General features: G+C 41.5%; 14 protein-coding genes and 1 pseudogene. 1 reads left to right on the forward strand and 14 read right to left on the reverse strand.

Annotated elements, in window-relative coordinates; all coding sequences use genetic code 11:
• Window positions 1-3: 3 nt before the first annotated feature.
• From BHC51_RS10410 to BHC51_RS10430, 5 genes are all read right to left on the reverse strand, one after another.
• The gene (locus tag BHC51_RS10410; protein WP_100153973.1) at window positions 4-450 is read right to left on the reverse strand and encodes a hypothetical protein; all 447 of its coding nucleotides are present in this window, start codon (window positions 448-450) and stop codon (window positions 4-6) included.
• Window positions 450-4598, reverse strand: a complete 4149-nt coding sequence (locus BHC51_RS10415) for an RHS repeat-associated core domain-containing protein (RefSeq protein ID WP_100153974.1) — start codon at window positions 4596-4598, stop codon at window positions 450-452. The genes BHC51_RS10410 and BHC51_RS10415 overlap by 1 nt, the downstream gene beginning before the upstream one ends.
• 38 nt (window positions 4599-4636) lie before the next feature.
• Window positions 4637-8434, reverse strand: coding sequence for an Ig-like domain-containing protein (locus BHC51_RS10420; protein WP_100153975.1), 3798 nt, complete (start codon window positions 8432-8434; stop codon window positions 4637-4639).
• 38 nt (window positions 8435-8472) lie between these two features.
• Window positions 8473-9333 carry a rhodanese-like domain-containing protein gene (locus tag BHC51_RS10425; RefSeq protein ID WP_100153976.1) on the reverse strand — a complete coding sequence of 287 codons (861 nt, stop codon included), beginning with the start codon at window positions 9331-9333 and terminating at the stop codon, window positions 8473-8475.
• Between the two features lie 1126 nt (window positions 9334-10459).
• On the reverse strand, window positions 10460-12814 hold the full coding sequence (locus BHC51_RS10430) for an SdrD B-like domain-containing protein (protein ID WP_180296488.1): 2355 nt from the start codon (window positions 12812-12814) through the stop codon (window positions 10460-10462).
• Between the two features lie 1746 nt (window positions 12815-14560).
• Between BHC51_RS10430 and BHC51_RS13150 the strand changes: the two are divergent.
• Window positions 14561-15132, forward strand: a pseudogene (locus BHC51_RS13150) (site-specific integrase).
• A 445-nt stretch (window positions 15133-15577) separates the two neighbouring features.
• Here BHC51_RS13150 and BHC51_RS10450 read toward each other — a convergent pair.
• The 9 genes from BHC51_RS10450 to BHC51_RS12845 form a co-directional block, all read right to left on the reverse strand.
• Window positions 15578-15913, reverse strand: a complete 336-nt coding sequence (locus BHC51_RS10450) for a hypothetical protein (RefSeq protein WP_100153981.1) — start codon at window positions 15911-15913, stop codon at window positions 15578-15580.
• A 2-nt stretch (window positions 15914-15915) separates the two neighbouring features.
• Window positions 15916-16347, reverse strand: coding sequence for a M15 family metallopeptidase (locus BHC51_RS10455; RefSeq protein ID WP_100153982.1), 432 nt, complete (start codon window positions 16345-16347; stop codon window positions 15916-15918).
• 63 nt (window positions 16348-16410) lie between these two features.
• The gene (locus BHC51_RS12840) at window positions 16411-16581 is read right to left on the reverse strand and encodes a hypothetical protein (protein ID WP_180296487.1); all 171 of its coding nucleotides are present in this window, start codon (window positions 16579-16581) and stop codon (window positions 16411-16413) included.
• Between the two features lie 179 nt (window positions 16582-16760).
• On the reverse strand, window positions 16761-17096 hold the full coding sequence (locus BHC51_RS10460) for a hypothetical protein (protein WP_143558090.1): 336 nt from the start codon (window positions 17094-17096) through the stop codon (window positions 16761-16763).
• On the reverse strand, window positions 17093-17569 hold the full coding sequence (locus BHC51_RS10465; RefSeq protein WP_100100485.1) for a hypothetical protein: 477 nt from the start codon (window positions 17567-17569) through the stop codon (window positions 17093-17095). Before BHC51_RS10465 ends, BHC51_RS10460 begins: the two co-directional genes overlap by 4 nt.
• A gap of 44 nt (window positions 17570-17613) precedes the next feature.
• Entirely contained in the window at window positions 17614-21114 is a 3501-nt protein-coding gene (locus BHC51_RS10470) for a tape measure protein (protein WP_143558838.1), read from the reverse strand.
• Window positions 21115-21250: 136 nt separating this feature from the next.
• Entirely contained in the window at window positions 21251-22072 is an 822-nt protein-coding gene (locus tag BHC51_RS10475) for a hypothetical protein (RefSeq protein ID WP_100153984.1), read from the reverse strand.
• A 139-nt stretch (window positions 22073-22211) separates the two neighbouring features.
• On the reverse strand, window positions 22212-22793 hold the full coding sequence (locus BHC51_RS10480; RefSeq protein WP_143558839.1) for a hypothetical protein: 582 nt from the start codon (window positions 22791-22793) through the stop codon (window positions 22212-22214).
• A 17-nt stretch (window positions 22794-22810) separates the two neighbouring features.
• Window positions 22811-23477: hypothetical protein (locus tag BHC51_RS12845; protein WP_180296489.1), on the reverse strand; the 667-nt coding region annotated here is incomplete at its 5' end.

Genomic DNA, 23477 nt, shown 5'->3' on the forward strand with positions numbered 1-23477 from the left:
ATTTTATTTTTTACATAAATTAGGATCTATATTATGTTCATATATAAGTATATATCTGTTTTTTTCAGATAATTCACCTATAACATACCAATTTTGGCGTGGCTCTTTCCAAATGTTATATTCTGAATACATACACCATCCTCTCTCTATTTTTTTATCAATTTTCTTTAATTGTGTCATTTGAGCGCTATTTAGATATAATTGTTCTTTGTTTTCTATTTTATTATTCAAGGTAAAATAAACTTTGAGTTCATTTGTTTCAACATTAGTTTTAACATAAATATTTCTAGATTCCTTTGGAAAATTTTCTGGTAGCCAACTGTTCACACCAGCATCAGGTAAAATATCTGTATATTTTTCATAATATGTTACATTTGTTGAATCCAAAAGACCACATCCATAAAGAATAAATCCATATAAAAATAACAGTTTTGTATAAGATTTTACCATTATAAATATCCCTCATCTTCTAGTACCTTCATTGTTTTCTTATGATTTGGATTAAGGAATTTTCTACATCTATCTTGACAACTGATATCAACAGGACAACTTAATCCATAATCATTTACTTTTAGATCTTCTTCATTATCTTTTATCATTTCCTGATGAGAAAACATTTTACCTTTTCCATAAAGTCCAACACGTCCCAGAATATAATCACGGTTTTCTTTCCTTCTACCAAACCATCTAGCCATCCTATTACTTGCGTTCTTATCTTTTGAGACTCGACAGAATGCTATACAATGAAAAAATTGATCTGATGAACCCAATTGAAGTCTTTCCATATCATTTAAAACTGAATTAAGTACGTTGAACGTATGTCCAGCCCTAGCTCCTAACTTACCTAATAGATCATATTCATCTATCTTGTAATGACTTTTTACTACTTCATAATAATAATCTTTTAATCCAAATGGATCAATAAACTTCAGCGTATTATCATTTGCATATTTATATGTATTTATTCCACCCACCAACCCTATCGGATCACTCTGGATATATCGCCCAGTCTTCGCATCGTAATCTCGGAAGTAGTTATATGACAGACCGGTCTCTGCATCGTAGTACTGTCCCGGAAACCGCAGGTTTATGGTGATCTGGTTGTTTGCATCCAGTTCACTGTTGCCAAACGCATCGCTATTGATTTTCCAGCTCTGTTCTCCAGTGCTGTTTATGGCCAGTTGCGGAGTGCCCAGATGATCATTTATCAGATAGTGATAACTAGCATTTCTCAGGCTCTGGCCTTCGCTCAGGTTGGCCTGCCATAAGGGGCTGGTACCCCAGTCGCTGTTTGGCTTCCAGCCATACGCTACCCGCATTCTGCCATTCTGATCCAGTTCGGCCAGCAGGCCTGCGCTGCTGTAGATATAGTAGGTGGTCTCACCGTTTACAGTTTTGCTGATACGCCGGCCAAACGGGTCGTATTGGTAGCTGGCCAGTTCGCTGGTGTCGTTGCTGACTCTGCTCAGGCGTTCGGCTGCGTTGTAGCTGTAGCTGAGTTTTTTATTGGCACTTTCTTCTGTGGACAGTTGACCATTGGCGGTATAGGTTAAGCTGGTCTGTTGTTTGCCTTCTCCCCATTTGATTAGCTGGTTAAGGTCGTTGTACTGCCACTCTCCTGCCTGCTGGGCGCTGCCTATGCGGTTGCCGATGGCATCGTAGCTGTAGGATTCGGCGCGCTGCTCTGTGGTTTCGCTATCCGGTTTTACTTGGGTTAGTCTGTCCAGTGGATCATACTGGTAGCTGCTGCTGCCTTTTTCGGTCTGGATGCGGCTGATGTTGCTTACTTTGTCGTAGCTGTAGTTCCGTTCGAGTAAGGTCTGACCTTTGCTGCTTAGTTTTATCTGTACCGGGCGCTGTAAGGCATCATAGCTGTTGGTTTGTTCTGCCTGTGGATAGGTGATGCTGCGGGCTTGGTTCCACTGGTAGTTACGCCAGTTGATTTCTTCTCCGTTGGGTAGTACGGTTTTTTGTAATTGGTCGTTGGCATAGCTATAGGTTACGGTGCTGTTATCTGGATAGGTGATGCTGGCCAGATTGCCATCGGCATCGTAGCTGTATTTCAGGATTTGTTTGAGGTTGCCATAGCTGATGGTTTCCTGTACTACTCTGCCTAATGCATCGCGCTGATAGGTGAAGTGGCTGTTGGTGTGGCCACTCTGCTTTACGTCTATCAGCTGGTTGTTGGCATTATATTGGTAGCTGACTGTCTGTTCGGCTGTGTCTTCTCCGGCGGCGATGTAGTTTTGCTGGCTGATGTTGCCGGCGGCATCGTATTGATACTGTATGCGATTGCCATTGGTCTGTTTCTGTTCTATCAGCTGGTTGACTTTGTTGTAGCTGTATTCAACATTATTGCCCAGTGTTTTGGTTTCTTTGATCAGGTTGTTGTTCTGATCATAGGTGAAGTGATACTGGTTGCCATTTGCGTCGGTAAGGCCGGTGAGGTTGTTGAACTGGTCGTACTGGTACTGGTTTTTTCCAGATAGTGCATCTATGTTTGCATTAAGCTGACCTAAGGCGTTGTATTCGCTCTGGCTGGTACGGTTGGCGGCATCAGTCTGGCTGATGAGCTGGCCCAGTTGGTCATAGCTGCTATGGCTGCTCAGTTCTGTATTGTTGTCTAGCTGCTGGGTTACGCTGATGGTGTTACCCATGTTGTCGTAAGTATAGCTTTCGCTATAGGTCGGGTAGTTGATTTTGGTCAAAAGACCGGCAACGCGCGAACCTGATGTACCATATTCGTATACGCGTTGATTACCACTGTAATCTATCTGCCGAATTAATCTACCCATACCATCATAGCTTTGTTCATTCACTAATCCAGAAGCTGTAGTTGTTCTAATTATACTATTTTTAATATTTAATTGCTTAATTTTAATATGATTAAGTGCATTAATCTCTTTAATTTCCCAAATATTATTATTAAATGAATAATTGTATCGGGTTTGATTCCCTTGTGGATCAATTATTTTAGTAATTTTCCCCATCGAATCTACTGTAAAACTAGTTGTATGATTTAATGGATCTGAAATTGCTGACAGATATCCGGCCGGGTTATAGTTCAGTTGCCATTTCTGTTGTAATGGGTTCTGTATTTCGGTTGGCTGTCCTTGTATGTTATAGCTGTAGTGGTACTGCTGCCCTTTGCCGTCGGTATAGCTGGCTATGTTGCCGTAACGGTCGAAGCTCTGCTGCAGGCTGATGCTTTGTTTGCCGCTGGCTATGGTGGCTTTGATCTGCTGCCCCAGACTGTCGTACTCGAAGTTGACTACGCGCTGTTCGGGTTTGCCGGCGGCATAGGTGATTCTGGTGGGCTGGTTGGCCGCGTTGTATTCAAAGGTGATGCTGTCGCCTTTGGCATTGGTCTGTCTGACCGGTTTGTTGGCCTGGTTGTACTGATATTCTTCGATGGCACCATTTGGATAGGTGATTTTAACCGGATAGTCGGCTTGGTTATACTGGGTGGTGGTAACCAGTCCGCGTTCGTCGGTGTATTTGACGATGTTGTTGGCACTATCACGCTGATAGCTGGCGGTGAGGCTGCCATTGATGCTTTCGCTCAGTACGCGCCCGTTGCTGTCAAATACGGTGACGGTTTTTTGGCCTGCCGGATCGTTTACGGTGATGGTGTATTGTTTGTTAACACGGTTGTATTCGGTGTTGTAAACGGTTACTGCTCCGGTTTTGCTGGTGATTTTGCCTACCCGCGCCAGTTTGTTTTCATGATCGGCTGCTCCGGTGCTGACTACGGCACTTTGCGAGACAACGCCTCCGGCTTTGCCGCTGCCCATGGCTATTCTGCGGGTGGGTACGGACAGGACGTAATCAATTTTGGTGACGCCGCCATCGGGATCGGTACGGCTGGTGAGCTGGCCGTTGTTGTCGTAACCATACTTCCACACGTTACCCATAACATCGGTAACCTGAGTCAGACGGTCACCAGACCAGTTATAGCTCACGCTGCGTCCGCTGCGGTCGGTAGCTTTGATCAGGTGTTCCTGGTTATCGTAATCCAGGCTGTATACCAGTTCGCCGTTGTGGTCTTTGATGGCAGTACGGCGGCCATCTTTGTCCAGTTCAAAGCTGACTTGGATGTTGCTGGCATTGCCATAGGCTAATGGCCGCCCTTTGCTGTCGTAGTTTATCCAGTTACCTTGCGGATCGGTCCAGCGCCAGCCGCTGTCGGTTTTTTTGATTGTGACTTGTTTGTAGCTATATAGGTCGGCGTCGCCGCTACGCTGGTACAGGGTACCGGCACGGTCGATGGTTTTGACGCTGCTATCGAGTGGATCAAGTACGAAGCGTAGATCTGCCCACGCCGGATTAAGGTACCAGCGTCCGTTTTCCCAGGTACGGTTGAGTTTAACTTCGCCACCTAATACCTTCACTCGCATGTCTATGGTGTTTTCGGTGTACTCGGTATTCGGTAATCTGACACTTGCATTACTTACGCCTGATATTTTTTGGCTATTATCTGTTATGCGGGCATAAGCCATTTGTGGCAGTGCCATGATCAGCATAAGGATATAGCTGATTACCCGGAACAGCCGGTCTTTTAAGCTGTTCCCGGGTCGTATGGTGTTTTTTGTTTTCATGTTATGACCCTTGTATTTGGTTAGTTTTTAGTTGTTAGTTATTTGGCTCCGCTGCCTGTACCACCTGTGCTACAGGATGCATCTGGTGTACAGCCCGGGGTGATGGGCATGGCTGCTGGCGAACCAGCTCCGGCTCCGCTTCCGAAACTGCCGCCGCCACCGCCTAGCGAACCACCGCCAGCCCAGCCCCAGCTGGCGCCTTTGGTAGAACATTTTTTGCCGGAGTACTGATAGAAGCGCCCGCTGCTGCTGCCTTTGGAAATGTCTCCACTGGGGCATTCACTTTGGTGTGTCTCTTGGTAGCTGGCTTCGTAAGAAGTGCAGTCTTCCTCATCCTCTGCAGGTGCTGCGCGTAACAGACTTGCAAATGTACTGGTTCCGGTTTGTGCCGATGCCGGCTGTTTTGGATCAAGAGCGGTAACCTTATATGAAATAACTACTTTTTCTTTTGGTTTTAGTACACTGGGTACTTCGCCAAAGAATTCATACTTAAATCTGGAATCTGTTTTAGGTAGGTTTAACGACACATTATCGGCTTGTACCAGTCCATAATTACTTACTGTAATCTGGCCGGTTTTTTCTTCCCCAACCTGCATACCGCCAAGGTTAATGGATAGTGGTTCCAGCAGAATTACTGGTGCTGGTACCTGCGTATTAAAGGAAGCATTTACATTAATGTCATAGACATCTTTTATGGTGGTTTCAGTTACACCAAACTCTACATTTATGGTTTGATACTCTAGAAAAATATGCTGATTGGTAGTAGTATCAGGCTGAATGACAATACGGCCGCTGGCATCCATATGATTGGGTGCGCTAACCCGGTAGCGGTAAATACCTGCTGGCAGTTTACTTAATGAAGCAATACCATCTTTATCGGTGTTGAGGGTATATTGTTCAGTGAGTACTTCATCATTCTGCAACTTGATAGTTGCCCCTTTAACACCTTTAATCGGCTGACCTTGTGCATCCAGTGTAGCGGTATAAATATCAGCCACATCAAACTGGGCAATGCCTTGTCCACTCTGGGTAACAGAAATGCTTACCGGAATGGTGCCGGAAAGTTTGCCACCTGTAGACACTCTGATGATAAAGTTGTAGATACCATCTGCAATGCTGTTGTCTGGTTGTGCCACGATTTGTACTGGTACTTTTTCATCTACCGCAATGGCATCAATATTTTTGTCACTGGCAATAAATACCCAGCTCGGTGCAGGATTACCCTGTTTATCTACCAGCTCTATCTGAACATTTTCAGCTTTCGCCAAACCTTTATTGCCTACGCTGACATTGGCTGTGGTGCTTGTATTCTGCTGTAAGCCGGTCTGGATATAGCCTGGAGATGCATACAGATCAGGCATGGGCTGACCAAGCTGATAATTAATCTGTAATTTACCCCGTACCAGATCACCGGAATCTTCGGCAAAGGCCACCAGATACAAGCTGCCTTTTTCTGCTGCATTATTATCTGCTGTAAATTTAATTGTTGTGGTGCGGCTTTGGCCGGGTGCAATATCTACTGCTTCAGTCTGGATATTGATGCCTTGTGGTAATACGCCATCTGGCTGATTTTCAGGTGCAAGCACCCAGCGCAATTTTTTGGCACCGGTACTGGCAGTGGCATTAATTTGTATCGGTGTTGTGATGGTGCGCGGAGCCTTGAGCTGATAGCCCTGAAGATTAAAGGCAATCCGGTTAATGGCAAAACTGCCCTGATGGCTAACGGTTTTTTCGTCAGGATGAATAATGCCTACCTGATAAGTTCCCGAATCAGACTCTTGAGGAGTAAAGGTATAGGAAAAATGGCCGGTTTCATCTGTGGCAACGGCAATTTTTCGTTCAAAGCCTTTTACATTCAATACCAGCTTCAGCGGAACACTGGCTGCGGCCGTATTATCAGCACGATATAGTGCCTGACCAGTAATGGTAACTGGCTGCGGACCATAGCTAACAGCCGGACTGATTGCCGTAATTTTACCGGTATAAGGTGTAGGTGGCGGTGCCGGCGGTTCTATTTTGACCTTGACTGTACGTGTACTGGTGATTGTCTTGCCACTGGTATTGGTGACTTTTGCCGTTAGTTTATGGCTACCGTTATCCTGTATGGTAAGTGGCCAGTGTGCCTGATAGGGGCGTTCTGTCAGTGTGGCAAAACGTTTGTCATCAACCAGCAGCTCAACTTTTTCGATGCCCAGTTCGTCTGCTGCATCTACCTGAATATCTACCGGAGCAGCAAGAGTCTGATTATCGGCGGGTGTGGTAATTATGCCTGTGGGTATTGGCAAGGCAAAATCAAATGTTACCGGTGCACTGGGTTCACTGCGACCATAATTATTTTGCCCGATAGCATGCAAGCGGTAACTACCTTCTTTGCTTAACTGGATATCCTGATTAAAATAGCCTTGAGTATTCACGACTACAGGCTGGCCAACCGGTTGGTTATTCAGATACAACTGCACTTTACTACCCGATTCAGCTGTACCCTGAACCTTTAATTGGGCGGTTTTAACCTTTGTCTGGGTAACCGGGCTGATCAGTACTGGCGGTGTAAGTACAATAGCCGCAGCCTGAGTGTAGCCAGAGCTGTTACCTGCTTTATCAACTGCATTCAGGCGAGCATATAACGCACCTGTAGATGGCATATTGTCAATCTGCACACTATTGGCTTGAACATTAATATCCTTATCCACCAATGGCTGTTTAAAATCAGGATTATTTGCTATCTGTAGGTGTACTGAAGCAATACCACTCAGGTTATCGCTGCTGGTGTAACCGATTCGGACTGCGTTTTCATTGACGCGATTAAATTTACTCAGTTCAATAACTGGCTTGGTAGTATCAATCGTTGTGGCACCGGATCGTGCAGACCATGGCTCCCATGTACCGCCATTATTAATACTTCCCCTTACTCGGGCACGATAAGATTTGCCATTCTGTAAACCATCATTGAAAGTAAACTGATTGATATTATTCAGTACTTCTTTATGAACAGAATTACCGGAAGCATCCTGAATTTCGATTTCCCAAGTATTAAGTGTATTAATGTTCTGCCATGACCAGGCTGGCGGCTGATTACTATATCGGGCAGCAGGTTTTGGCGCAGGTGGCGTTAAACCCGAAATATCAATAAATTCATATTCGGCATTTTCATCTTTACTGTAATCCGTTAAATCACCATTAGGCGTAAATAGAATTGCCTGTTCTGGTTTAATCGTATCTGCCTTATTGCAACCTATCTGCACATTGCTTGGCCGCATCCCCTGTATCCCAATGGTGGCTTCTTTGCCTTTGCTGCGATTATCATTTAATGAGCGATATTGATATTTAATCTGGTTTGAGCCTTCATACAGAATAGCCTGAAATGTGCCCATAGGCAGATTGGAGCCATAAAAGTACTGATTTGTCCATTGAACAATTAGTTTTCTCTCGGGTGCCTCTCCCTGAGTTTCGTATTTAATGGTGCCTGTAGTTTTCCCGGCAACATTCGTTCTTAAATCATCCCAGAATACATACAATGTATTATTCAGTGCTGGCAGACAATAATTACTATAACTGGATGTTGGATTTTCAAATTGCAATAATCCATTAGTACTGACATAAAATTGATTATAATTTTTGCCATAATAATTAAAATCAAAGCCTATCGGTAATGCGCCACTGACTATATCGTCACCATTCAAACGCGTGTCGGTACCTGCATAGCTGGATGCATAGGCAATGGTGCATAACGCACAGAAAATCATTACATATGGTTTTTTCTGCTTATTTTTATGCTTTTGCTGTTTTTTTGGGTTTAAACCGGGAAACCGGTTTTTCCAGTATTGATAAATATTCATTGTGTGCCCCTCATTGGTCTGAAAGCTCCTTAAATAAGTTATATGGTTAACCGGCAAGGTCTGGATAAGCTCTGTCCGGCATGTTTAATTAATTTTGTTTGTTGTTGTACATAGTGCTGATAAGCAGTTATTCCCCCTCGCAACCAGATAATATTGGCCGAATCGGCAAAACTGATTTGCTGTTGCAACCTTTTTACAGTCTGCTTATCCGGGCTAACCAGTACATAATGGATAAAATCATTACTACTTTTAGAATTATTATGAATAAACTGTTTGAGCACTGATGCTGTTGTTTGTGACAGTGCAAACTGTTTAACCGGCTGTTCTGGTAATGTAGCCAGCTGTTCAGCATTCAAGCCTATCGCAATAATCTGCCAGCGAATAGTTTTACCTCCAGATAAAAACTCTTCTGCAGAAATTTCCTGCTGGCGTAAATGTACAGGCTGGTGTAATTTTTGCCATGCGTAAATCCCTCCGTTCAAAGCAAAAATATGCTTAAAGCCTTTTTTTCTTAAATGCTTAATAGTCTGATTAATTGGTAGCTGATCAAACCCGCTGCCAACCAGAATAACGGGTTTATCAAATAGGAATTGGGCACCAGACAACTGATGAAGCGGAATAGCCAGCATATCCAGTCCGGATTCTTTGTCCTTAATGCCAGACCTTACATCCACCCAGACAGCATGCTGCAACTGTTGCTGACTCAACTGCTGTATGGTTAGCCAGTTTTTTTTATCCAACGGCTGTTTATTGCGGTTATCAGGCCAGCTTATGGCTACAGGCAATATTGTCGGATCAGGCTCATTATTCTGGCAGGCAGTAAAATCCTGTGCGAATATCCGGGCACTAATAAAAAATAATAATCCTAAAAATACAATAACTTGCTTTAATTTCAGCATAACTATATCTTTTTATTATTGATTAATAATTACTAATTAACATCCGGCAAGTACACAGAGACTGTATATACATAAAGACATGAAAATATATGTATTGTATTTTGGTGTCTTATATATTCTTTATACATACCAGATATTAATTACATTGCAATCATCCTGATTAACTGCATGCCAATATCTTGCTTAAAATGGAATTGTTACCACCTTGGGCATAGTAAACAGTTTGATTATTCTTCATTTTTGCAGGCACAGGTGCAATTGTTTTGTTAAAACTATGCACAATCATTACTTTTTTACCAGCATTCAATCATTCTGGAACAGAAACCAATCTGATATTTCTAAAAATCTTAAGCCAGATAATTATTTCTCAAACATATTTTCTTAGTTTAAATGTTATTAAAAATTCGTCAGTATAAAAACTCATACAAACAATAATGCCAAACAAATATTTTTTGACATTATTGAAGTAAATAAAACAATAATTTTTCGGTTTTCCAAATACTGATTAATTGGTGGGTTAATTTTATTTCACTGTATTCAAGATTAAAATATTAATCAAATGTTCAGAATTTTCATTCTATAACCTTAATAAACAATAGTGCCGACGTAGCTTGTATGGGCAGATATGCGAATTCAGCTGTATTTCATAATCCACATCAAGCCATCTTGCTTACAACCGCAATGTGATGAGTGTGTATTTTGAATAATGGAAACTAAACGATTCTGCCAGCTATCAGTACAACCAACACTTATCTAACAAAATATTTTACTAAAAAATTAAATTTAATGGAATTGAGCATAAGAATATCTCAGAGCTTTGTATTCTGCGCTCAATTTTCTTTTATGCCTGAATCCAAATTGGACAAAACTTAAACTAAATAATTAATTAATTATTACAGCCTAGTTTCATTTATACCTAACATAGTAATAATCTAATCTAAATTGTTTGCAAATATTATCATACCTTATTCTTTATAAGCAAATTATTTGACAAACCGATTTCAAAAATTTAAATTTCTGCCGCCATTCAGATTACTTATTATATAAAAAAAATCGTACTTTACAGTACGATTTTTATTTGAGGCTTAATTAATAAAATAATTAATAGCGTGTCCAGATAATAGGTTTATTGGCCATTTTTTCCCTCTCGTGCTACAGATATAGGAAGTGTAACCGAATTATTACTTTTATCTGGATCTGCCAACTGGCTCTGTACCCGAGCAATGAATTCACCCTTACCATTTTCTGTATTTACCTTTACAGTCAGCAATACAATAGCTGCATCGCCCGATGATAATTTATCAACCCGTTTTTCTGCTTTATTATAATTGCCCATTAGTACTTTCTGACTGGTTATTTTCAAATCAGAACTTAAGACAGATTGCAGATAAATATTGCGTGCCTCCATTGGTCCATTATTACTGATGGTTAATAATAGTTGTACACAATCATCAGGCAGTGTAGGTACTCGTCTCAGTTTCTCAACCTCCAGCACAATATCAGCTACACCAGGCTGAACAGCAAGGCTAACCTGATTATTGCTTAAATCAGCATCTTCAGTCTCACTATTTACGCGTGCAGTGAACTGACCTACTTTTTCAGCACCCGTTATTTTTACTGTCAGCAACAACGCCGTGCTTTCACCAGCGGCAAGTTGATCAATCCGTTCATCCTGAGTATTGTAATTTCCTGCTACAATTTTCTGACCGGTAATTTCAAGATTATCAGGTAAATCAGCCTGCATATAAATATTGCGTGCGATTCCTGATCCTTGATTTGAAATAGTCAGCAATAACTGCACTGTATCCTGTGGTAATACAGTATCCGGTTGTACGAGCTCAATATTTAATGAAACATCTGCTTTCCCTAGTAAAGAAGGCTGGTTAGCTTTTTGCTTCGCAAACAGATTATTTTCTGCATGCATATTTTCTGTTAGCACAATATGCTCAATTTTGCCCGCAACAGCATTACCTCCGGCACTACCCGCAACAGCAGGTCCATCAATCATACCCTCAATATCGGTAACCCAGATATTATAGTCGCCCACAGGTAATTTATCGAAAATAAACTTACCTGAATCATCAGTATAGTTAACCTGCTCAATTCTGTTGCCAGCGTTATCCCGTCCGGATAAGACAACTTTGATGTGGCTCAGTCCGGGTTCACCACTATCCAGCAGACCATTTGCATCCAGATCATTGTATACCTTACCAGCAATTATGCCCTTAGCCTGAACAACACCATGTTTAAATAATTTATATTGTCCGGTTGAATCATGATCAAATACATTCACATAATAAGACCAAGACAAATCTTTATTACGTGATTTAGATAACCAGACATTATCATTTAATAAGCGTTTTCCATCCGAACGCACAACATCATGTGGCTGCTTGCTACCTTTAAAAGGATCAGCTACTTTGGTATAGACAAACCCACTGGTGGCCGGAAAAGTTAGCTGATAGCCATCACTGGCTGCTTTTAAAGCAGCCTGATTACTTTGCTCAGTTACTTCTGAATCCGCACCATTTGATTGGTACAGGCGTACCACATCACCATCAAGTGCCAGAAAATCGGTAACATTATCACTATCAGGCAAATCAACTTTCACATCATGGATTAAAGTGTGTGTATTCGTAGCTTTTAGCAGGCTGGTAACTGCACCACCCAAAGTATCTGCATGAGTGAATGTCGCATTGAAATCAGTAAACGTACCCGACAGACTGGCACTCATATTCCAGCGGCCGACAGTAGTAGCACCCGCATCTATATCGCCAAAATTCAACAACAAACTCTTGCTGGTGGATTGATTACCGATATAACTACCTAAAATATTGAAATCTACCAGTAAATTCTTTTTATTTTCCACAATTTTAGGCTGAGCTGAATCAATCATGGTTTTATAGGAAACACCTTTACCTTCATTTTTTACGCGTACACCGAAAGAAAACGGGATAGGTGGTTCTTCCTCCGCGGTAAAAGGATCATCTCCGTAAACTTCACCCGGCAAAAAATAATCCAGTGTCAGCAATGGCTGTGGTTTCACCACCACATAATCAGGCACAACATCAACTGTAGTTTTCTGTCCGTTGAGTTCATACGTCAGTCTTGCGCCAATATTGTAAAGCGTATCCTTATCCTTGGCAGCTCCGTAGGCTGGTATAATCAGCCAGTGAATATCCGCGTTGGATTTTGCTGCTATCTGCCCTGTTCCGCTGATATCATTAACCCCAGAAAGGGAATTAATGCGATAAAAGAATTTGGCCTTATTATCATCAGTTTTCTGAGTTACCTCAACCGGCTGATTATCCCTGTCAGTAAAAATCAGCTCAACTTGGATATTTTTTAAACTGGTATCCAGACCATTTTTAATTAACATCCGTGCGTCAAAAGCCTGTCGCTCAAAAGACAGTTTCTGCTCAATCACAATTTTAACTTCTGCACACTCTACATCCTGCGCAAATACTAATCCTGCTGGCATTATGCTACAGAAAAAAAACGCCAGAAGAGTCAGTATATGGCAAAATCCTTTGCAATACTTCAATAGCATACCCTTCATTATTTAACCTTTATGTATCATTATTCATCTTATTGAATTTACAAATAATGCAGCCAATACCTTAGTACATTCGTACATTTATTTGTTTACTCTCCCTTTAATGGATTATTCGAAACTAATTTCAATTTATATTTAAATTTCTTTTATTCTCCATCTGCCATACCTATATATTGTATTGTTTAAATAAATTTATTTATTATTTGTACTTTATTTTTCAGATAAATAATGTCATATAAATTCATAATGAATATTAGCATAGTAAATTTTGAGATCAGCCATACCATCATTCAAACAGCGGCAGATTTATTTCCAATATGAAAAAGGATATTACTGTTATTACAAACAGTCTAATTATAGCAGCCAGTTCGTTCAAAATCGTTTACAGACCATAATAGCCAGCGCAATTACAATGCTACTGGCAAAAAAAACTTACCTGAAAATTTGTATACAAGATAACAACCAAAGCTTGATTAAGGCGCGTTAGCTGTTTAAATTAAGTGCATTAATGCAGTCTATAAAAATAATGCTGCCTGCTTGTTTATAGTGCTATCAGCATAATTATTAGCCACCCACTAGAGTAAAATGCTGTTTATTTATCCAGAGTTTGAGTCAGACTATATAGCAAGCTTTATATTGATATAGAAAGTAATAAATTACTCGCTTGAACTTCAATAATATTCAAGTAGCTGATAAAATTCTTTGCCGATCATTGGTCGTCTAGCTATTGTAAACAACAGCCAAACCTACAAATCAAACAGCATATTTATTCAAAATATGAAATATCACAAGTTAAACTATCAACGTTGATTTGAGCAGTCAATCTTTATCATATTTCTGCACGAAAATATATTTATCAATTAATTATATTAGGCTCCATTTCTCATTATTTCCTTTTTCATACAGTAAAAAATAATTGTTTAAACGTATATTTTCAAAAAATATATACGCAATTTAATATTAAATTATCAAATTTTAAAATATTTTTTTAACTATACTCTCTTTTAAGCATAATTTGCAAGTGTTAGTCAGGATAAACTGCTTCAAGCTAGTGTTCTGATTTCGTAATATTTACTTTGCATTTATCAGCTAAGTTACTGCTTATTCTATTAAATAATTTTTTATAATATTACTCCATCAGAATAACAACACATATTTAAACAACAAAATTAAGAGGTAGTTGTTTATTCAATTTTACTCGTGGCAAATAACCTAGGGATAAATATCACCGTTATAATTGTACCAATCAGCTTAAGCAACAAAGAATTGTTGCAATTCTTTGGTTCTCACGAATTCTTTTTCTTTAACAAATTCTGTTTCTATAGTTTTATGATTTTAAAAATCACTTTCGCCACTGCGATATCCTACAGACAGCCTTTTAACTTAGAGTGCGTTGAATATTGAATGTGTTAAAACCCTTATTTGGCAACTGATTATTAAACTTCTTCCCTCGAGTAACTAGCAATTTTCCAGTTTGATAAATTAAATAACGCACATAAATCATGCCAGCATTAATTAACATGTATATAGATTGAGCCTGCGATTATAATCTGCCGTTTAATACCTACACCAAACTGACGCTGTAATTAATTAGCTATTGCTTGCCATCTGATATATTCGGGACGGTTATGAGGACGGTAAGCATGGATAATCACCTTGCCAAAGTTCAAGATGCTGGAGAAGCCTAAGCGCAGGGAACGCTGGCTGACAGCTGATGAGAAAAACAGGCTGTTTAAAGAATTGCCAGAACACCTGATATCTATTGCGGCTTTTGCGCTGGCTACTGGTTTGAGAAAAGCTAATGTAGCCGGTCTGCAATGGTTGCAGGTGGATATAGGGAGGCGTACTGCATGGATTTATGTGGATCAAACAAAATCATCAAGAGCGATAGGAGTGCCTTTAAATGAAGATGCAATGAGTATAATTCTAAGCCAGCGCGGGAAACATAAAACCAACGTGTTTACTTACAAGGACAACTCAACCAAAAACCCCGCAGGCACAGCATGGAAAAAGCATTAAAGCGTGCTCGAATTGCTAATTTTCGATTCCATGATTGCCGACATACATGGGCAACTAACCATATGATTCAGGAGATACCAACGCGGCCGCTTCAAGAATTAGGAGGCTGGTCAAGTGAAAAGATGGTGCAAATGTGTGCCCATTTAAACACTGAGCACTTGCGTCAGTATGCTGGAAACTCTTCTCAATTTGACACCAATTTGACACCAGCGCAAATTCAATAAAAAAAGCCACAGGGCGATGTGACTTAAATCATTGAATCTATAATGTATATTGGTGGAGGTAAGCGGGATCGAACCGCTGACCTCTTGCATGCCATGCAAGCATCCAAACATTTAGTTATTTATTATCAGTAATTTATATATTGCCGCTTGCCACACAATCAGCAATATTAATCAATACTAATCATTAACAGGTCGCACAAAACCCGCACAGCGGATTTATGCCCTTTGGGGTGACAGATAACACATTTCAACCGTTGCAGAGATTACAACGGTTGATTTTTTTGCTTACACGCTTTACTGAATAGCGTTTACCAGCGCACTATGCCGCCTTGCACAGTCGTTATACTTCCCTACTACCCCAACTGACCACGGCAGAATATCTGCGCCAGTAGCACCGTTTAAAGGGCTTAATGCAGGGCATGGCTCTGTAAGGTTGGCTGGAATGCTAGCGACTGCTGATGGCTTCGTTGATGATGCGCACCCCTGAAGCATCCAGACACACGTTAGTATAGACAGGAACTTTAACAATCTTTGTAACTTGTGTTTGTCGTTCATCTTGCTTTACCTCATTTTCTGCTTTCTGTTTCTCATAGTCTTGGCTGGCTTTATTGATAGCCGCCTGCTGCTTGGCCAAAGCCTCCTGATACTGCCGTTGGACTTCTTCCGTGCCCTTGCTATAGCCTTTCTGGTACTGCTTGCTGCTATAGCTAAGTACAGCAAATAGCACCATCAAGGCAAGCAAAGCCCAAGCGCCTAAGGCTAGATAATTAATGTTTTTCATGGCTACACCTCAAAATGCGGGTAATCTTTAGTCTTTACCCAATCTCCACCCCAGTTTATTTTTACACCAAGCTCATTGGCAGCATGTTTCATAGCCTCGGCAATTACCCGGAATTTCTTTAAATCATTCCAATCTACCGGATACGGCACTAAATCTATGGCTTTGCCTGTGGTGTGTTTGCTGGCGAATGGGTTATTTAGCCATGTAACTTTGCTTAAACTTGGCTGGGCGTATTTAGCCGGCACCCCCTTTATGGAACATTGTTGCGCTGTTCGTCCCTTGCCATAATTAATGCAGCACTGCTCACGGCTGCGCAAGCCCTCAGTTACCATAAAATCCTGCTTAGTAATTTCAATGGCTCGCTTAACCACCTTAACCAGATTAGCATCTACTCCTTGCAGGTTGTTTAAAGAACGCTGGCTTAGTTTGTACATATTAAAAACCTTTCATGCATAAAAAAGCAGCCGTAATGGCTGCATCGTCGTTGTTTTAAAAAATCACCACCATTTAATCGCGCTGATTATTTCAGGCAGTTTCCATGCGAAAATAAGCACCAGTAGAATCATTGCTACTGTCCACATTGTTTTACGCAACTCTTTTGGTGTAAAATTAATAGCCTCCATAAAAATTCCTAGAAACTTAAATGTAAATCGTTTGTCATTAGGCATGTTGTTCAAACCTTGTTGTTAGTCACATGCCTACAGGGAGTGAGAGCCTCCTAGGACGATTCTTATATAAAAAACCAGCCGACGGGCCATCAGCCGGCATGGTATAAATTCATATAATTCAATCCATTACAATCAAAAAAACCGCAAAAACAGGGTGCAGCCGGCACCCTATGGGCCACCTATTTCTGCCGGTCATCCGTATCTCCAATCATCTTCTCTGCCCTGTTACAAACGGCATTAATCAGCTTTTGCGCCATCTTCGGTGCGGTGGCCTTGAATGCGTCTAGTAAAGACGTGGAAGCCATGCCGGCAAATACACCAGCACCTGCAAATAGCCACGGGTGTTCTTGTGTGAAGAAATATTCCGTTAATGCTGCCGCAAAAACCATGCCTATAACGATGAACGTAATTGTTAGTACTATCCCATAGCGTTTGTAATCAGATACCACCAGCGCGCCCAGAAAGCCACCAGCGAGGGCAAAGCAATTGGCTAGTGTGAAAGCTTCGTTCATCATTCACCGCCTTTTTTATCTTCTACCCGTTTGGTGTGTTTGATTAGATTCCTGCCGGCAAGGGCGCAGATAATGGCAATGATTGGGTATGTTGTCATGCCTGTGGATAAAGGCGGGTATGCAGCAATAAAAGTACCGGATACAACAACCCAGATTAGAGCCGACCAGAGCAGGAAACACCCAGATATGATATTGCTACGGCTGGAATGAAAAAAGGCAGCAAATAGCTGCCCAATCGCGACAAATATCAAAATCGCCACGAATATTTTAGGGTGAAGATGTAAGAATTTTTCATATAAATCCTCTTTAATCATTTCTTCGCCGTGTAGTGCAAATACTGTGGCAAACCCCAGCATAGCAAGGCCACTTAGTACCTCAATTATTCTGGTACCAGTGCCAAATAACCAAATCTGTAATTTGTCTGGTAAAAAGCGCAAGTCAATTACCCAGTGCAACCATTTAAATGCTTTAAGCATGATGTATTTACTCCATAAAAAATACCCCGTAAACGGGGCGTATGTTAGGCTAAGTTTTTTGCCATATCAGCAACAATACCTTCAAAAAATTTCATAAATGCTTTCTTAAAAACAGGACTTGTCAAAATATCGCCGGATATATTTTTACCATTGTAAGAAAAGTCGATTTTTAGTGTTTCAGTCGCCCCAGCGTGGTCGCTGGCTGCTGCCGGCTGTGTGTTAGCGTCATTTGCCAATTTATTTCCGACAAGTAGGGTTTGAGCCTCAATTTTGGACGCATGCACAAGATCCAGCTTTTGTTCCTTCGCGCCCGTTAATCCATCACCCTTTAACCCAGCCGCCACTGCACTAGCTGGGTTGGCTTGGTTAGCCGGTAGGTTCAACTTATCAACATTTAAATCTTCGACCTTTCTCTTTCCCGAGATAAAAAATACACCACTGTCCTCCTTTTTTTCTTCCTCTCGTTTCTTCTTCCAGTAATCCTCTTCTTTAAGTCGCGCCTCCTTGCTAAACATGCTTATTTTGCCAACACTTTTGGCTGTATCTGTTAAAGAAGTAGCCGCAGTATCTAGCTTTTCAGCAGCTTTTTTGGTTTTGTCCTGTAACGTTTTCCAGCGTTCGAGTTGGTCGAGATAAACCTTTGCTTGATTTAGTTGTTCAGCTGAGGCTCCCTGTTTCTGCAAATCATAAAGCTGCTTCTGCGTCTCAGTCATGCCTAGTTTGGCAACCTGATCTTTTAAGCTAGCCAAAGTCTGTGTTACTTGTAGCTGCGCCTGTAATTGCTCAACCAATTTATTAGTAACCTGCGCCTCGCGGATTTTTTCTGCTGACGCATTCTTTGATGCAAGCTGAAAGGCAATCAGCCCATCTTTACCGCCAGCCAATTCCGCTGCTAGCTCGGCGGCTTTGGTTTTCATGTCTTTCAGGTATTTGTTATTTTCTTCACGGTTTTTCTTTTCGTCTTCCAGTGCTTTCTGGTGGGCGTATAGTTTTTGCGTATCTTCAACTTTTGCTTTTGCTGCCGCCACCTGCGCTGCTGTAGCTCCTTTCCGCGCCATAGTTTCCAGCGCTATTTGCTGCTTGGATATTTCAATCTCTTCAGATGTTTTACCAAAATTCTTGACTGCTTCTGCGATCTTGTCGTGTGCTTGGGTTATTGATTCGGAAAGTTCGCCAACCTCAACTTTGGCGGTTGCAGCCCTAACCTTTTTTACCAACTCTTCAGCGGCTTTTATTGCCGCTTCATTTTGTGTTTTGGTTTTTAATTGAGCCAGCAACTCTTCTGCATTCTTTGTTGCTAGCTGTTGCTTGGACTTCCCTAACTCCTCGGCCGCCTTTTCAGTTTTGTCAGATAGCTTTTGCAATTTTTCTTTTGCATCAATCGCCTCTTTACTCAAATCGGCAGTTTTAGGGTCTTTTTGTCTGGCTTCATGCTCCTTTTTCAGTTGCTCCTGCTTTTTAGCATCCTTTTCTTCCTGCTCTGTTTGGAATGTAATCAAACCTTTAAGGCGAAATTCGCCTTTAGAATTGTGCGTTAAATCATATAAACGTGTCCCTAATGTTTCTACATCATTTTTTAGGAATCCAACTTTTCTTAAAATGGTGTCAAACACATCACTAATTGTGTTATGTGGGTCTTGTCCATTAAATAGTGCATGTATAGATTTGCCTACTTGATAGACTGAATACGCTGCTGCTGCAGTAACGGCTATGAGTGCCCCAACTCCACCTACCGCCGTCGCGATTCCGCCCACTGCCGTTGCACGGAATGCAGTGACCGCCATACCCAATTTTTTAAAGCTATCCTTAAGAGATAGGATATTCTGAACGGCTGCACTGCCCTTTACTGTCGTCAGAGAGGCGGCATATACGGCGTTAGCTTGCGCTGCTTTCGTAGCCGCAGCTGCTTGTAGCGCGAGAGATGCAGTAAATGCAACTACTTCCGCAGTTGTTGCCAGCAAAAAGGAGGCAAGCTTTACTCCAAGAAAGCCCAGCACAGCAGCGGCAACCAGATCAATGTTATTAGCCACCGCCTGCAAAGTAGCAGTTAATACTTTAGCCGCTCCGGATGCTTCATTAGCTCCACCGATAAACATAGTAAGCTGTGTTTTGATGTTCTGTAGTGCCTGATCTATCGTGCGGCTTGTTTTGGAAAAATCTGTTTCAATCTGCTTGGATTGCTTCATAATTGCATCAATAAGCTGTTGAGACGTGATTTTCCCGCTAGCGCCTAAAGTTTTTAACGCACCAACTGTTACGCCCATGCCTTTAGCAATAGCCATTGATAAGCCGGGCGCCTGTTCCATTACTGAATTAAGCTCCTCGCCACGTAATACACCAGACGCCAGAGCCTGTCCTAGCTGGATAAGCGCAGCCTCCTGTGACTTTGCGCTACCGCCGCCAATTACCATAGCCTTGCTTATCAGTTCGGTAACTGTAAGCAGTTTTTGGCCAGATAATCCCGCCTGATCTGATGCTTGCGCCAGTCGCTGGTAAATTGCCGCGGTAGCGTCCAGATTTTGTCCTGTGCTGCTTGATATCCGTGCCAAACCTGCGCGTACTTCTTGTAACTGCTTTTCCGAATCTGTTACCAGCTTGATGCGGTTAGTTAAAGTTGTATAAGTATCCAGCATGCCTTTAACTTCGTTAATACTAAAGGCACCAATTGCATATTTAGCAATACTGGCAAATGCGCTTTTTAACGCAGGAGCAGTAGCGCTCACTCCATCTAATTCAGTTTTTAACTTTTCTACCTCGCCGCGTACTTTCTTGACCTCTTCGGCGCTTCCCGGAACAAACCCCTCGCTTGCCATTGCTTTTGATGATGCTATTATCTGGGTAACTTCTTTATGCAGCGCCTCTAGTTGTTGCGTCCATTTAGTGGAAACGCTAAGATTATGCCGCGCAGCAGTAGTCATTTTTTCAATGCCGGCGCTGGCCTTTCCCTGCGATTGCGTCCAGTTTTTAGTTCTGGTGACTAAAGTTTTAAATTGCTTGTTGTATTCAGTAAATGCCTTAGTAACTTTATCCACTTTGACTGCTATCAGTTCAAGCGTCTCTAATACCTTTTTTTGTTCGCTGATAAAGCTGGCGGAATCGGCCATTTTAATGTTAACGGCTAGTTCTGTTTTGATTCTCAGATCATCTTTCAGTCTTTTAATTTCACCGCGGAATTGCTCAACCGATCCCAATGAGGCTGTACCGACATCAACGCCAGTAAATGCTTCTAATGCGGATTTTGCCTGTAAAACCTCTTTGCGAAGATGTTTATACTGTGCTGATGCATTACTTACGTTGGCGCTGTTTTTTTGTAGAGAAACGGACGCTACATCCACGGCAGAAACAAGGCCGTTCTGCGCTTGAGACAGTTTTTTTGCATCTACCGAAATACTGTTTATTTTTTTTGCATAGCCGCTGGCAGCCTGTTTCACCCTATCAAATTTTACAGTCAACTGCTCAGATAAACTTATTACGCGCTGTTGTTCACTAATGAACTGCGTATCATCCATACGAACTTTGGCGACCAATTCAGCAATACCAGACATGGTAGGCTCCAATAAAAAAGCCAGCACGAGGCTGGCTTGAATTTGTTACAGAATTATATGTTATTTATAATTTTCATTAGTCATACAAAATTTCTTTTCCCGATGGTGGTAATCTTTATACAACCAAGCGTGTTTATTAATAAATCGAAACCTTCTTTCTTGCGTTGTCTACTTTATCTACTAATTCTTGATATAGAGACTCCGCTTCAGTGTATGCTTCAGAACCTGAGTATTTATATTTATCCAAACTATCCATAGCTTCCTTGCCCTCTTTCCGTATCGATTCAAGCTTTTCCCACTGCTTAACATCACCCATCACTTCATCATAGTTTAATTTTTCGCAACGTATTTTCCATAAAGCACTTACATACACCTCTTCAGTTTCATCAAGCGGTTTACTTGACGGAACCAGCGTGGTATTTTTTTCCTCAACTTCATAAACAAAACGCTGCTTACCACCATATCCACCAGTAGCCACCTTTGCATTGACTTCTCCACAATAACTGGTAAGCTTGCCGTTAACAACTTTTCTAATATTATAAAATTTAGCTGAATCAGGGTCTTTTAATATGTCCCGTACGGCGTCTTTAACCTCCCATAAAGGCTTGTAATGCTTAAAGTAAACAACAGCCCCTGCAACAACCCCTACTGCGACCACGCTTGCTAGAATCACATACAGATTTTTCTTGCTCCGTGTTGTTTTCTTAGGTGGTGGTAGCTTTGCCTCCTCTGTCTCTTTAGATTTGGTTAACTCTTCCAAGACTTCTGGACATTCTGCAAATAGCTGTGCATTGTATTTCTTACGCTCCTCAGGGTTTAGCAGTGTAGCTTTGCAAAGCTTTAGATCATCCAGCTCCACCAATTGAAGCTGCGCCATTTGGCGCATGGCTTTTACTATTTCTGTATCAGAAGCTGTAGGCGCAACTCCCAAAAGTGCATACAAATTCTTGAACGACATTAACGCTTTTCCTTTGCATAAAAGGCGAGAATAACATAATTAACATAAGTTAAGTTTAACCACGTTATTATGATTTAAACATATGTTGTCTACTGAATTTTCTGCTTATTGATAAAATCAATAACTTAGCCTTATACAGCTAGTCAGCATAAATATCTGTTGTTGTGGTAATCGTGCTATTAGTCGCAAGTCCGCGACAAGCATCTGTAAAATCATTGCGTAAGCTATAGGACTTGTTAACCACCCTCATATAAATAGGTATAGCTCTGCCGCCTTGTAACTGGTCGCCCAGCTCTATACCCTCTCCACCCACGGCACTGTCTAGCCCAGCTTGCGTTAGTGATATCTTTATATCAGTGTGCCTGAATGCTTCGCCTAAGACTTTAAACCACGCGCTGCCGGAAACACCTGAAATATAATCTACCCACCATCTTGGTTCTTCGCTACCAGTTCTGCCCGGAGTAATGCACTGGTAGATATAACCGTTAGGATTGCTTGGCTCAATTATATTGCCATAATCATAATATTTGTTAGGCTGCCACTTTTTTATCAGGTTAACCGGCTTAAGTATGATTTGTGCATCTGTTTCTGGGCTCAGTACTTCGTCACTTTGGCTGCTACCAAAATATAAAACCACATCCAGATTACCCACACCATTAAATATAAGGCGGGTGTTGGCCGGATTTCGCATTTTTTTATCTGTATATAACATGAATGCCATTTTTAACCTCTGCTGTTTCATGGTTTGGTTGGTTTTTGGGTGCCATTGCCGCCAATATCATTACCGTTATTATCGCCACCACCATTGCCTCCCCCAGTTATACCTCCTGTTCCGTTACCGCCATTACTGTCTCCTGCTTTTTTCGTTTCGGTATAAATTTTGGTGATTACTCCGCCGCTTGGCTTGTCTATGTAAATTACCCCCTGATCGTCGTTATCGTTATACTTATCCAATAAGGCATAAAATTCAGGATATGTTAAAGCGTTACTGTAGACTTCAGCCTGTGCTACGCCACCATTGAAAGGGCTTATACTGTCTTCATTACCGTTTTCATCTTCATAATCAACCCATGTATCGGTGTTAAAATCAAACAGCCAGAAATAATTAAGCTCGTTCAATGGCAAAATATTTAGTTCGTGGTAGCTAAATCTATGATAGACACCAGCCAGTCCCAAGCCGTTGCTGCTGCTAAAATTTAGCCCTATGCTGCTCCAGCGGTCGTTATCGTTCAGGTAGATGCCGGTTTGGGTTTTTGTTACGGCATTTTCTTCTGTGTTGCGCTTACGATAGTATGTGACAATCTGTAAATCCTGTACGGCCACAATCAGCAATTCATCGTTACCATTGTCTCCTTTCTCACCGTACAGCACGCATAAAATCAATGGGAAGCCGGCAAATTGCCCC

It is taken from the genome of Snodgrassella alvi, from assembly GCF_002777745.1.
Taxonomy (GTDB): domain Bacteria; phylum Pseudomonadota; class Gammaproteobacteria; order Burkholderiales; family Neisseriaceae; genus Snodgrassella; species Snodgrassella alvi_D.